The organism is Anabaenopsis sp. FSS-46, from assembly GCF_029891665.1.
Taxonomy (GTDB): Bacteria; Cyanobacteriota; Cyanobacteriia; order Cyanobacteriales; family Nostocaceae; genus Anabaenopsis; species Anabaenopsis arnoldii.
This window is the reverse complement of the sequence record NZ_JANQDG010000114.1, coordinates 22,232-34,903: the sequence shown is the minus strand read 5'-3', so window position 1 is coordinate 34,903 and position 12,672 is coordinate 22,232. Positions and strand designations below refer to the sequence as shown.

Genomic DNA, 12,672 nt, shown 5'->3' with positions numbered 1-12,672 from the left:
GACTATTCTACAAATTTTTAGGAATTAGTTGCCATACATTTCGCAACAAAAAACTTTTATAGTGAAATTTGAATATCTTTAACTAAGTCAGATAAAATAATTAATTTGTGCGTGGCATCACCTGCTTTTGTATATGTCGAAAACTTACAACGTTGAAATTCATCACCAAGGCAAAACTCATACTTTACAAGTACCAGAAAATGAAACAATATTATCAGTAGCCGATGCCGCTGGTCTAGATTTACCGAGTTCTTGTCATGCAGGAGTTTGTACCACTTGTGCTGGTCAAATTACCGAGGGAACTGTAGATCAAACTGATGGGATGGGCGTGAGTCCAGAACTACAAAAACAAGGTTACGCCTTGCTATGTGTTGCTTATCCCCGTTCTGACTTGAAAGTGGAAACCGAAAAGGAAGAAATAGTTTATCAGCTGCAATTTGGTAAAGACCAATAGATAAGTTATGTTATCAGTTATCAGTACTATGAACTTATTTGATAACTGGTAACTGATATCAGTTATTGTAGAAACTGGAAATATCAAAGATTTACCGCCATGACAACCCATTTTATTACTGCTGAAGTTGATTTACAAGCTACTCCTACAGAGTTGGAAACAGCAATTACAGCGGAATTGCAAAAACAAGGTGAACCCCTGCGTTGGGCGATTACTTCTGTGGATCAAGCACAGCAAAAAGCTGTTGTTGAAGCTGTTGTGACTTTGGACTGTGCATCAGTCGAGTGAATCAACGCCCCTATACAGCCATTTTAATTATACCTACTGGGGTGGGGGCTGCCATTGGCGGTTACGCTGGTGATGGTTTACCTGTAGCTAGAGTTATATCACAGGTTTGCGATCGCCTCATCACTCACCCCAATGTTCTCAATGGTGCAAGTTTGTATTGGAACTTCCCCAACACCCTGTATGTGGAAGGTTACGGACTTGACAAATTCGCCTCTGGATGCTGGGGTTTACGTCCCGTGCGTAATAATAAGATAGGTTTACTTTTAGACCAAGGGATTGAACCAGAGTTACGGCTCAGACACTTACAAGCAGCCGATGCTGCCAGAGCAACCCTGGGTTTAACTCTTACAGACTATGTAATTACAGATGCGCCAATAAACGTAGAATTACGGTTATCTAAGTCCGGAGTTAGTTGGGGAACCATTGGCAACCCTGACAGTCTCCTTAGAGGGGCAGAAATATTAATTAACAAAGCCGGCGCAGAAGCGATCGCCGTTGTCGCCCGTTTCCCCGATGACATGGATGAGGAAGCAGTACAAAACTACCGTCATGGCAAAGGAGTAGACCCCTTAGCGGGTGCGGAAGCAGTAATCAGCCATTTAATCGTGCGCACCTTCCAAATACCCTGCGCCCACGCTCCAGCCTTAGCAACCGCACCCCCAGACCCCTATTTATCACCTCGTTCTGCCGCCGAAGAATTAGGTTATACTTTTTTACCATGTGTACTTGTGGGTTTAAGTCGCGCCCCCCAATTTATTACAGAAAAACAGCCAACTACATCTTTACCAGATGATATTTGGGCAGATGAAGTAGATGCAGCCATCGTACCTGCAAATGCTTGTGGTAGTAGTGCCTTAATCAGCTTAAATCAAAAGCCATGCCAAATTATTACCGTAGCAGAAAATCAAACCCTGATCCAGGTTCCTGCCCAGGCTTTAGGAATCACAGCCATGCAGGTAAACTCATATTTAGAGGCCGTAGGTGTAATAGTAGCCCATAAAGCCGGCATCAATCCTGCCGCCCTCAGTCCTAAAATATCCTCATTGAAGCCAGTAATTACAAGTCGTGGTTGAACAACAAAATCAAGAACCAGAAATTCCCTACTTGACACGCACCCAAGTATTAGTAGCTATGGGGGTGACTGCAATTGTGTTGTGGATAGTCGCCAGAGTGTGGTTAAGCTATGGCGATGTTTACTTATTAAGATGGTACTGGTCAGCAAAAGATTTACTCTTAGGCTTAGGGCTAGGTTTAATCATCGCCGCCTTAAGTGGTTTAGCTTATCGCCTTTATCCTCCCTACCGTCAAAGCGCAGACTATTACCTCAACATAGTCATCAAGCCTTTAGCTTTACCCGACCTAATCTGGCTAGGCTTACTCCCGGCCTTAAGTGAAGAACTTTTATTTCGGGGAGTAATGCTACCAGCCCTAGGCCTAGATAATGTAGCCGTAATTGTATCTAGTCTAGCCTTTGGTATTTTACATCTAAGTGGACCCCAACAATGGCCCTATGTAATTTGGGCAACTATCATTGGCTTAATGCTGGGGTTTAGCGCCTTGCTCACCGGTAACTTGTTAGTGCCAATTATTGCCCACATGATCACAAATTGGATTTCCGGCTTTTTCTGGAAATTCCGCCAAACCAAAATGGATCAAACATAATCTACTCAAATGAGATTTATCTTTGTTCATCTGTGGTTCAATTCCACCTAAGTTAAGATATGAGGTGTCGCACTTGTACCAGTTAACTACCTTTGCGCCGCTAGTGCGATCGCCTGTGGTAAAATAATATGTTCCTGAATTTGAATCCTAGCGTGGAGTGTTTCGACTGTATCCTCAGGTAATACTGGCACCGCCGCTTGGATTAATATCGGACCACTGTCTACTTCCAAACAAACTAAATGTACAGTACAGCCAGTAATTTTTACTCCAGATGCTAAAGCCTGTTCTACGGCATTAATGCCTTTAAAACTAGGCAGTAAACTGGGGTGAATATTAATAATTTTGTCTGTAAAAGCATCAATTAACACTGGTGTCACCAAACGCATCCAGCCAGCCATAATCACCCAATCGATATCATACTGCTGCAAAGTCTTGACAATTGCACCATCAAATGCTTCGCGGCTGCCGTAGTCACGGTGATTTAATAATACAGCGTCCACCCCCCGATTAGCCGCCCGTATGGCAGCTTTGGCTAAGGGGTTATTATAAATTAAAACCTCAATTTGAGCGTTTAATTGCTCATCTGCGATCGCTTGGGCAATCGCTTCAAAATTACTGCCACTACCAGAAGCCATAATCCCTAATTTTAAGGGCTGACTGAGTGATAAAAGGCGTTTACTAATACTGGGAGCAACCAGGCTAAGGGTAGAATCAGGGCAAAGAGTCATAACAGCAAAGAGGAAAAATGATAAATGCCAAAAACATATACTAAGTCCTGGTTAGATAATGATACCTTTGCGGCTTGGATTTTTTTGTCTCCCGCCCTGATTTTACTGATCATCTTCATCATTTGGCCCATCGCTTATTTGTTCTACCTCAGTTTTACTGCTGGTAGTTTCACCTCCGCAGGTACTACTTGGGTAGGTTTAAGGAATTATTGGCGCTTGCTACTGACCCAAGATTTTTGGCAAGTCTTAGGTAACACAATTTATTTTACCGTTGCCACGGTCATTCCCAGTTTAGTTATTCCTTTGGGGCTAGCAGTACTATTAGACAAATCCCTGGCGCTGCGGGGACTGCTCAGGAGTGCCTATTTTCTGCCTTCCATTATCTCTCTTGTCGCCGCCGGTTTAGGTTTTCGCTGGTTATTTCAAACAACTGGCCCCGTCAACGGATTTTTAGACTTACTGGGCATTGTACCCATTCCCTGGTTAAGTAGCACAGTTTGGGCTATGCCAGTATTAATTATTTTGAGTATCTGGAAACAACTCGGTTTTAATATGGTGGTATTTTTAGCCGGGTTGCAAGCAATCCCCCGCAGTCGCTATGAAGCAGCAGAACTAGATGGGGCTAATGCTTGGCAACAGTTCCGGCACGTTACCCTACCGGGACTACAACCTACTATAATATTTGCCATAGTTACTACAGCAATTTTTACATTGCGAAGTTTTGAGCAGGTTTATGTAATTACCGGCGGTGGTCCCCTCAATACTACTAACTTGCTGGTTTACTACATTTACCAAGAAGCTTTCGCTCAATTTGATTTTGGCTACGCCGCCGCCGCAGCTACAGTATTGTTAGCTTTTACTTTGGTGTTTGTTTATTTGCAGTTACGAACTTGGGGGGATGATTAAACCACAGCCAAAACCTCATCCCCTCAACGCTTGGCTGGTACTTCATCCGCAATAAATTTACTCAGGCGATCGCATTCAATTTCTGCAACTGTATTTTTTCCCTCTACCTGTCCGAGACTCACGGGAGTTCTGGTAGATACTGCTATTGGTTCAATCCGACAAGATTTTTGTAAAAAATACCCCTTGGGGTCTGAACTAGGTCCTAGCCAGATACTGAGTAAATCTAATCCATATCCAGATGGAATATTAGCTACCCGCGCATCCGTACTCCATAATTTACTTTCCTCATATTGTCCTAGTTTCTCATTGATGACTTGATTACCTAAGTTGCTTACTTCATTTGTTGCATCTAGTAACCATCTTTCCACTTGTGACCAAGGTGTTTTATTTAATTGTTGTTCTACTTTTATTTGTATACCATCGAGTATATTTACACCATTTTCTGGGATCCGGTTTTTTTCTGTTGTTTCTGCTTGTGCAATTCTCACCACAAAGCTACTACGCTCAAAATTATCTGTGAGTAAGGTGGGATATTTTGTTAACCAATTATCCATGACAAAGTAAAACTGAATCCAGCAACTAATTAACATACAACTAGCCACCAGAACTATGATTTTTTCCCGAACTTCTGGTTTAGGAATTTTTGCTGTAGTCTTGGTTTCGGTACCTTCAATAAACTCTGGAATTGCTGTAATTATTCCCGATATTGTTGGCCAGAGAACAACAGTTCTGGGTGTAATTACATCCTCTGGATGACCAAAGGCGAAAGTACTAACTAAAAACCCGGTTATTACTGCTCCCACTGGCATAAAAGTACCAGGAACTCTTAAAGGATCATCAGTTGTATACCAGGCAGTACCAGCAATTAAAAACAACCACCCTAAAAATGCAATTATAATTTGCACATAACCTACAGCTAGCAGTGAAAGTCCCCAAGAATAAAAACTCAAGTAAATTAATGTCTGCCAGGAATAAGCTTTCTTTGGCACAAATAACTTTCTAGTTCCCTCAAAAATCCCGACAATAAATTGAAAAAGTAGTAAAACATCTTTAAATAAGGTTTGCATCCTTCACTCCTCTTATCTGTTCAAAATTATACAACTGTTTTAAGTCTACTTCCTGCTCAAAAATATAATTATGGTAATCACACTGTAACTCAGTGAGTTCGCGATTAATATACTGGTAACTAAATTTGTATTTTGTAATCTAGCAATGCTGGTCACCCGCCATTTTAAGCGACTATTATCTGGTGTTTTTGTATAGATATTTATCAAGTCTTCTTTTAATGAGAGTATGAGAAACCTCAAAAGAAAGAACTTCATGAAAAAGGTAAAGAAGAAGATTGTAAAAGCCGTGAAAATAAGAACGCCCTGACTAGCTTCTGATCTAAAAGTATTAAAAAATATGTAACTTATTAATTCTGACTTTAAATTGATGGGTAATACTGGTTCTAGTAAAAAAAATATCACCCAACCAATAGTACTGGAAAGGAGATTTATAGATATGGCGTAAAAAGTACTAGTTTTTTTGTCGAATTTTAGCCTTTGGTTTAAAACGTATGCTTCTATAGGAATGGCGGTTAGTAAAAATAAAAATCCAAACAAAACTGCACCGAGGGGTAGGATTTTAGGAGTTGTGAGATTTTCAAGTCCAAGCATAAATTATCGATTTGGATAGGTGTAATTAGGGCAATGATCCGGTAGTTATCCTGGTCTGCCAGTATAACCTGATTTATTCTGGAGTAGGTAAGTCCTATGCAACTTGAGAGTGGATAAATTTTTAGGAATATCTATGCAGCAAGAATCCCCAGGCATACCAGAGTTTTTAGTATGAAATTATACTATAATCTAGAGTATAGCAGGGTTATGGTAAAATTTTGGATATTCCCACGTTACAGCTTTTCAAGAAATGACAAGGAACGGCATCGGTATTCGCACAGCGCAAGTGCGTCCTGAACGGCTCACAGGTCAAATTCACATCTACGACGGTGCGGGTAAAGGTAAGTCCCAAGCAGCTTTAGGGGTAGTTTTGCGCTCAATTGGCTTGGGAATCAATACACCGGGGGATTCCAGCCGCGTTTTACTGTTGCGGTTTTTAAAAGGGCCAGAACGGGATTATGACGAGGACGGAGCGATCGCAGCTTTACAGAGGGGTTTTCCCCATTTAATTGATCAGGTTCGCACCGGGAGAGCGGAATTTTTTGGACCAGAGGAAATCATCTCTTTCGACCGAGAAGAAGCGGCGCGGGGTTGGGATGTAGCCAAAGGAGCCATTGCCTCTGGTTTATATTCCGTTGTAGTATTGGATGAAATTAACCCGGTTTTAGATTTGGGTTTACTAGGGGTGGATGAGGTAGTACGGACATTGAAATCTAAACCCCAAGAATTAGAAATCATCGCTACTGGACGCGCTGCACCCCAAGCTTTACTTGATATTGCCGATTTACACTCGGAAATGAAACCCCAAGACCACCCCATAGCTAAAGAACTTTTTCTAGATGGTATTGAAATTTATACCGGGGCTGGCAAGGGTAAATCTACGAGCGCATTAGGTAAAGCCTTACAGGCAATTGGTAGGGGAATTAATCACCCCGGCTCTACACGTGTATTAATTATGCAATGGCTCAAAGGTGGAAGTGGCTATACGGAAGACTCAGCCATCGCCGCTTTACAGCAATCATATCCAGAAGTAGTAGATCATCAACGCTGCGGTCGAGATGCAATCGTGTGGCGCAATTCTCGCCAGGAATTGGACTATGTAGAAGCAGAAAGAGGATGGGAAATTGCTAAAACCGCCATCGCTTCGGGACTCTACAAAACCATCATTCTTGATGAACTTAACCCCACAGTAGACCTAGAATTACTTCCGGTTGAACCCATAGTTCAAGCCTTACTTCGCAAACCCCGGGATACCGAGGTTATTATTACTGGTCGCTGTCAACAACAACCCGCCTACTTTGATTTAGCTAGCGTTCACTCTGAGGTATACTGTCACAAACATTATGCGAATCAAGGTGTAGAACTAAAGCGGGGGGTAGATTTTTAAGTCATGGAGAACAGCAATTTACTGGATTTAATCACCGGAGGGGTTGCGATCGCTATTCTGTTGGGTGGTATGTTAATGATGTTTACTACGGTATTTACCACTAAGAAAGGTAAAAAATAGGGTCATTATGCTCCTCAAACCCGAAGAAAGGCAAAAATTAGACAACACAGACGACCAGGTATTTTACGACTATCCCCGCTTCGTCACCCATGTAGATGAGGGATTTATTCAACAGCTAACGGATTTATATCGCGATCGCCTGCGCCCTGACACGCGTATATTGGACATGATGAGCAGTTGGGTATCCCACCTACCAGCAGAGATGGAATTTAGCCATATTGAGGGACATGGACTGAACGCCGAGGAATTAGCACGTAATCGTCGTTTAAATCATTACTTTGTCCAAAATCTGAATCAGCATCCCCAACTACCCCTACCAGACCAGAGTTTTGATGCGGTTCTCAATTGTGTTTCTGTGCAATATATACAATATCCAGAAGCCATATTTTCAGAAATTTATCGTATCCTTAAACCTAGTGGTGTAGCAATTATTAGCTTTTCTAACCGGATGTTTTTTCAAAAAGCGATTCAAGCTTGGCGAGATGCTTCCGAACCCGCTAGGGTGGAATTAGTGAAGCAGTACTTCACCTCAGTACCGGGATTTACAGTTCCAGAGGTAATTGTGAATAAATCCACAGTGCCAAATTTTTTACAGTGGTTAGGTGCTGGTGGTGGAGATCCATTTTATGCTGTCATCGCACACCGCATTGCTGAGATTTGAAACATCAGGAACAAACAATGAATTTCCCTCGCGTGTCTAAAATTTTCGCTGGGTTGGTAATATCAGTATTAATACTAGCTACCGCCTGTACCCCCGCAGAACCGGGACGTTTTGACCAGGTACAGCAGGAAAGTACTCAGCAAAAACGAGGTCAAGCAGTTGTAGAAACTGCTACTCAAGGGGGAGAATTTAATAAATTCTTTCCCGTAGCTAGTGATGGTTACCAAAGAGTATTTACCCAGGAGAAAAAAGGTTTTGCTGAAGCTAAATTAAAGAAAGATGGTCAAGATGTAGCTATGTTAGCTATTTCTGACACCAGCAGCACACCAGCAACAGCGGCCAGCTACTCTAATAGCACTATGACAATTGCTGGTTATCCCGCGCGGGAAATTGGCCAGACTCAAACAGCAATATTGATAAATAATCGTTACCAAGTAAAAGTATTATCCCGCGATCCATCATTTACCGCCAGCGATCGCGCAGATTGGATAGAGAAATTTAATCTTGATGGTCTAGCTAAATTGAACTAGGAGATTTTTGTGAACAAACCAATTTTTGAGTTAGTTGATGAACTTCCAACTAGGGGGTTAACAGTTTCCATGTTAAATTCCCTAGATTTTATCGCTCCTGGTCAATGGCAAAATACTGTAGGGTTTGTCAATACAATTAAAACTGTAACTGGGGAAACCGATGAAGATTTAATTCAACAAATTGGAGAAAGGGCGATATACCTGTACAATGACAGATCCCAAGGATACCAACGGGCTATGTGGCTTTATCAAACTGTGGACAGGACAGATACAGCCCTAGGTACAGCAGCATTAGCTAACAAGGTCGGTGAAAAAATACCTCTGTTGGGTTTTTTAAACAATATCACCCCCAAAGCCGACAAAGCCCAAACTATTGATTTGTGCCTAAAATTAGTAGTAGAGTTAGTAGCATTCTGCCAAATTAATGGGATTCCGGGGGACAGTATCGGCGATTTTGTCGCTTCTTTGGGTGAGTATGCTGGTGAGTCCCTGATTCGCATGGTAGCTTTAGTTTGTGTCGATGGGTTATTACCCCTAGGTCCAGACTTTATTTACAAAGCATTATCTGCACTATCTAGCATGAATCCCCAGGAATTAGCGCAAAACTCGACTTTCCAAGGTATTCAAGATGCGATTCCCGGTAACAATGTTGGGAGTAAGTTGAACTTCATTGGCGAAAGCTTTGACTCCGTTAAAGGTTGGATGGGGGGGTTAGTTACCCAAAATAATTTAACGCCACAAACAATAGTTGGCAATTTGCAAAATTTTGTGCAACTGGCCGATGATAAGTTAGATTATCTGGCGGCTTTTCTAGATGTAGCTACCAATTACTATGAACACACAGGTACACAAACCTTGGCGAGACGATTGATTTCCCGCGCTGTAGCCGAGATTTAACCCATTCCAGCGGGTGGATTCCCTCACATCGGTAATTTTAAATTGGAAGCGATGGCCGAAAAGTAAGCTTGAAAAATTGCTAAATTTTCCAGTTGCTCAAATTTACCTGTAACAGAGTCAGCGCCAAAAGCTGTAGTCATCACGTAAATAGCCGTACCGTCGAAGGCGACATGACTAATATGTAACTCTTCGACTCCACCCTCTGGACTGAGTCCCACAAACCCGTAGCGTATTCCCTGGAGTTTACCAACTAATGCGGGTTGTGGTGGGTAAGCTGAGAAAATAATTTTGTTTCCATAGATATCCCGGCGGTCTTTGACAAAACTAGCGTTGAAATCAGCCACCCAAGTCTGGAGTGCAATTAATAACTTGTTTTGGTAATCAGGACTTTGGTAATCTAGCTGAGAACCCAGGGGAATACCCGCATCTGTGAGATTTTTTTGAAATTTTTGATTTTCTTTCACCGGATAAACTCCGATTTCCACAGTACCCAAAAGTTTCCCTTGGGAAGAAACGCACAGCAGGGAGGGGTTTACCTGACAAGGGACAACTTCCCAGCCCTTGGGTGTAGGTGTTTTACCCAAAATTTTCTGCCAAGTATTTCCTTCCATGGTACTAGAAGTAATTCCAGTAGTGGTTTGAGAAGGACTGCTGTGAGTTGTCTCTACTACAGAATTGGGCTTTTCTACTACCTCAGCAGAAAAATTAGGGAGAATAGTTTTTACTCCCACCGGGGTTAAAGCTAATAAAATAGCACCGAGAACAAGATGATAAACGCGCAACATTTTTCCTGATAATCTTGAGCCAAAACTTGCCGGGTAATTATATTTACTACACCTTGTAAATATAAAAGATATATATTTATGGCTATTAGTTCCGCCAATACTTAAAGAGGTCTAATCATCTTACAGGTTGAGCAAAAATGAGATTATCAGTCCAATCACTCTGCCAAATCGATACAAAAATATACATTACCACAATTACATCCCCCCCAACATAAAGTAAATTTATAATGGGGGGGCTGAGGGTCATTTGGGAACTACTAAGGCAATGTTAGGGATTAGTAGCGTCCACCGCCACCCCCACCGCCACCGCCACGACGGTTGTTACCCCAGTTACCGCCGCCACCACCACGTGTGGAACTTCTTTCCTCACGTGGTTTAGCTTTGTTCACTTTTAAATCACGTCCCATCCACTCAGCACCATCAAGAGCCTCGATGGCGGCTGTTTCCTCTGCGTCTGATTCCATCTCTACAAAGGCAAAACCACGGGGACGACCTGTTTCCCGGTCGGTGGGTAACTGAACACGATTAACCTTTCCATATTCCTGAAAAGCTAGCTTCAGGTCATCTTCTGTCACCTGATAGGATAAATTGCCGACGTAAATTGACATAGAATGTCTCCGAATTCCGAGAAGTGTAGAGAGTTAGATTCGGAGAGGCGCTTTTTAGAAACCAAAAGGAGTTACTCCACCGAAAATAATCTTTATACCCACGAATATAGCACAGCATTTTTAAATCTTCTCAGGTTGATTCAGTTCATAGCTTTTAAGTTTAAGGATGGTACTTTTTTACTCACAGAGGGTCGTAAAAACTTAACTTTGACACTCTCTCATTAACTTTTCCGCGGTCTTACATAGCTGTTGATGATGTTCGCCATTACTCGCAAGCAAACCACCCCACTGATTAATATCTTGGGTGTTGTATTGCAACAAACTGCCATCGAAGTGAGTAAACTTACCACCAGCTTCTGTTAAAATTAGTTCAGGTGCTGCTATATCCCAGTCCTTAGGGGCAGATTTACCGGAAAGGGAAATATAAATATCCGCCTGTTTTTCCAGGATTGTGGCAATTTTGCAACCTACACTACCAACAGATTTCTGATTTTGACAAGGTAAATTTTGTAATAAATAATCTAAAGGTTCATTGCGGTGAGAGCGACTGACCACTACAGTTAAATCTTCTATAGGCTTACCGGAACAGACCTGTATAGGAAAACATTGGTCACGGGTGGCGACAAAAGTACCCCCTCCCTTAGTCGCAAAGTATAACTTTTCAGCTTCCGGAATAGCAACTACAGCTAAAACTGGACGTGATTCCTGGACTAAGGCGATGTGAATCGCATAATCGCCAGTTTTTTGAATAAAATCTCGAGTACCATCTAACGGGTCAATAATCCAAACCCATGGAGAGGATTGCTTACCGAGTGGTGATTGATAGGTCTCCTCGCTGATATAGGCAAAATCTTGATTACCTAAAGCCCCTTGTAGCTCCTCGATAATATATCGACTCACAGCCACATCTGCAACAGTTACAGGCTCATTGTGTTTGTACTGTATATCAAGATCGGGATTTTTGGCAGTGCCATGATAATAAGACCTGAGTAGATCAGAAGCACCCCAACTAACTTCAAGAGCGATCGCCAATATTGCTTGTAAATCCTTCATTCCCCCCTCTTCATCTGTGTTCATCTGTGTTGATCTGTGGACAATTACGAAACATCCATCCACCGACGAGTACCAAAAAATCGACAAGAATCAGCCGAAATTGTCGCAGATACTGCCAGGGCATCCATAAAACTGCCCTCTAAAATATAATGACAGAAAGCACCGTGAAAAATATCTCCCGCTCCCAGGGTATCAACAGCTCGAACCTGAGGGACATCCACAGCACCCATTCCAGTAGAACATAAATATGTAATGGGTTTCTCCCCGTGAGTAATAGCAATGTAGGGAATATTAAATTTACTCAGGTAAGTCAACACCTCACCCTCGGTGTTGCAGTCAGGGGGATAGAAATTAGCCGAACACAGGGCATAATCAACAAAAGGTAAAACTTCCTCAAATCCTGGTTTCCAACTACCACCATCAATGACTACTGGGATATTTTCAGCTTTAGCCATTGCCGCTATGCTTAGACCAACGGCCATTTGATGCCCATCAATTAGTACAATATCAATATCTTGTAAAATATTTGCCGGGATAGATCCACTATTAGCTTGCGTTTTGGCTGCATTGAGAGAAATTACAGCTCTTTCACCTGTGCTTTGGGTGATGATAATGGAAGATACAGGTGGTGCTGTAGTCATACTAGGCTGAAGATCAGCGATCGCCACTTGATACTTTGCCAAATCTCCCCGAATCAGTTGGGTCATGGGATGACAACCCAGCACCCCCAAAACTTGAGTTTGATTACCTAAATAACTAAAGGTGACAGCGGCATTGGTAGCCGGTCCACCAGCTGCTAAAGTATAGTCAGTAGCGACAATTTTCTGATTATTTCTGGGGGTAGAATCAGCGAGGTAAATTAAATCCAAAGTCATTAAACCCACAAATAAACCCCGGTGGGATCTGAGATTATTCATGTGTGTCACCTAACGCTA

Annotated in this window: 16 protein-coding genes; 9 read left to right on the top strand and 7 right to left on the bottom strand. The window is 42.2% G+C overall.

Annotated elements, in window-relative coordinates:
* Positions 1-133: 133 nt before the first annotated feature.
* The 4 genes from NWP21_RS14045 (at position 134) to NWP21_RS14030 (ending at position 2,404) form a co-directional block, all read left to right on the top strand.
* Positions 134-454, top strand: coding sequence for a 2Fe-2S iron-sulfur cluster-binding protein (locus NWP21_RS14045; protein ID WP_271732677.1), 321 nt, complete (start codon positions 134-136; stop codon positions 452-454).
* Positions 455-553: 99 nt separating this feature from the next.
* Positions 554-742 carry a hypothetical protein gene (locus tag NWP21_RS14040; RefSeq protein WP_271732676.1) on the top strand — a complete coding sequence of 63 codons (189 nt, stop codon included), beginning with the start codon at positions 554-556 and terminating at the stop codon, positions 740-742.
* Positions 739-1,815 carry a DUF3326 domain-containing protein gene (locus NWP21_RS14035; protein WP_280793157.1) on the top strand — a complete coding sequence of 359 codons (1,077 nt, stop codon included), beginning with the start codon at positions 739-741 and terminating at the stop codon, positions 1,813-1,815. Before NWP21_RS14040 ends, NWP21_RS14035 begins: the two co-directional genes overlap by 4 nt.
* On the top strand, positions 1,808-2,404 hold the full coding sequence (locus tag NWP21_RS14030) for a CPBP family intramembrane glutamic endopeptidase (protein WP_271732674.1): 597 nt from the start codon (positions 1,808-1,810) through the stop codon (positions 2,402-2,404). Before NWP21_RS14035 ends, NWP21_RS14030 begins: the two co-directional genes overlap by 8 nt.
* Before the next feature lie 86 nt (positions 2,405-2,490).
* On the opposite strand, the gene purN is transcribed toward NWP21_RS14030, so the two are convergent.
* Complete coding sequence (gene purN, locus NWP21_RS14025) at positions 2,491-3,132, bottom strand: phosphoribosylglycinamide formyltransferase (RefSeq protein WP_271732673.1); 642 nt, start codon at positions 3,130-3,132, stop codon at positions 2,491-2,493.
* A 24-nt stretch (positions 3,133-3,156) separates the two neighbouring features.
* Here purN and NWP21_RS14020 point away from each other — a divergent pair, with 24 nt between their 5' ends.
* Positions 3,157-4,038, top strand: coding sequence for a sugar ABC transporter permease (locus NWP21_RS14020; RefSeq protein WP_280793156.1), 882 nt, complete (start codon positions 3,157-3,159; stop codon positions 4,036-4,038).
* A gap of 23 nt (positions 4,039-4,061) precedes the next feature.
* Here the strand turns inward: NWP21_RS14020 and fraD are convergent, their stop codons facing one another.
* Together fraD and fraC are read right to left on the bottom strand one after the other, a co-directional pair.
* Complete coding sequence (gene fraD / locus NWP21_RS14015) at positions 4,062-5,105, bottom strand: septal junction protein FraD (protein ID WP_280793155.1); 1,044 nt, start codon at positions 5,103-5,105, stop codon at positions 4,062-4,064.
* A gap of 45 nt (positions 5,106-5,150) precedes the next feature.
* Positions 5,151-5,696, bottom strand: coding sequence for a filament integrity protein FraC (gene fraC, locus NWP21_RS14010; protein ID WP_280793154.1), 546 nt, complete (start codon positions 5,694-5,696; stop codon positions 5,151-5,153).
* 250 nt (positions 5,697-5,946) lie between these two features.
* Here fraC and NWP21_RS14005 point away from each other — a divergent pair, with 250 nt between their 5' ends.
* The 4 genes from NWP21_RS14005 (at position 5,947) to NWP21_RS13990 (ending at position 9,291) form a co-directional block, all read left to right on the top strand.
* Positions 5,947-7,083: a cob(I)yrinic acid a,c-diamide adenosyltransferase gene (locus NWP21_RS14005; RefSeq protein WP_271732669.1), complete on the top strand. Its 1,137-nt coding sequence runs from the start codon at positions 5,947-5,949 to the stop codon at positions 7,081-7,083.
* A 127-nt stretch (positions 7,084-7,210) separates the two neighbouring features.
* Positions 7,211-7,864 carry a class I SAM-dependent methyltransferase gene (locus tag NWP21_RS14000; RefSeq protein WP_271732668.1) on the top strand — a complete coding sequence of 218 codons (654 nt, stop codon included), beginning with the start codon at positions 7,211-7,213 and terminating at the stop codon, positions 7,862-7,864.
* A 17-nt stretch (positions 7,865-7,881) separates the two neighbouring features.
* On the top strand, positions 7,882-8,394 hold the full coding sequence (locus tag NWP21_RS13995; RefSeq protein ID WP_271732667.1) for a hypothetical protein: 513 nt from the start codon (positions 7,882-7,884) through the stop codon (positions 8,392-8,394).
* 9 nt (positions 8,395-8,403) lie between these two features.
* Positions 8,404-9,291, top strand: a complete 888-nt coding sequence (locus NWP21_RS13990) for a hypothetical protein (RefSeq protein WP_280793153.1) — start codon at positions 8,404-8,406, stop codon at positions 9,289-9,291.
* 23 nt (positions 9,292-9,314) lie between these two features.
* Here NWP21_RS13990 and NWP21_RS13985 read toward each other — a convergent pair whose 3' ends face one another.
* The 4 genes from NWP21_RS13985 to NWP21_RS13970 all read right to left on the bottom strand — a co-directional run bounded on the left by NWP21_RS13985 (position 9,315) and on the right by NWP21_RS13970 (position 12,654).
* Positions 9,315-10,076: a hypothetical protein gene (locus tag NWP21_RS13985; RefSeq protein WP_280793152.1), complete on the bottom strand. Its 762-nt coding sequence runs from the start codon at positions 10,074-10,076 to the stop codon at positions 9,315-9,317.
* A gap of 275 nt (positions 10,077-10,351) precedes the next feature.
* Complete coding sequence (locus NWP21_RS13980; RefSeq protein ID WP_280793151.1) at positions 10,352-10,684, bottom strand: RNA-binding protein; 333 nt, start codon at positions 10,682-10,684, stop codon at positions 10,352-10,354.
* A gap of 201 nt (positions 10,685-10,885) precedes the next feature.
* A complete protein-coding gene (locus NWP21_RS13975; protein WP_280793187.1) occupies positions 10,886-11,737 on the bottom strand; it encodes a 3'(2'),5'-bisphosphate nucleotidase CysQ in 852 nt (283 codons plus the stop codon).
* 44 nt (positions 11,738-11,781) lie between these two features.
* Entirely contained in the window at positions 11,782-12,654 is an 873-nt protein-coding gene (locus NWP21_RS13970) for a sugar kinase (protein WP_280793150.1), read from the bottom strand.
* Between the last annotated feature and the right edge of the window lie 18 nt (positions 12,655-12,672).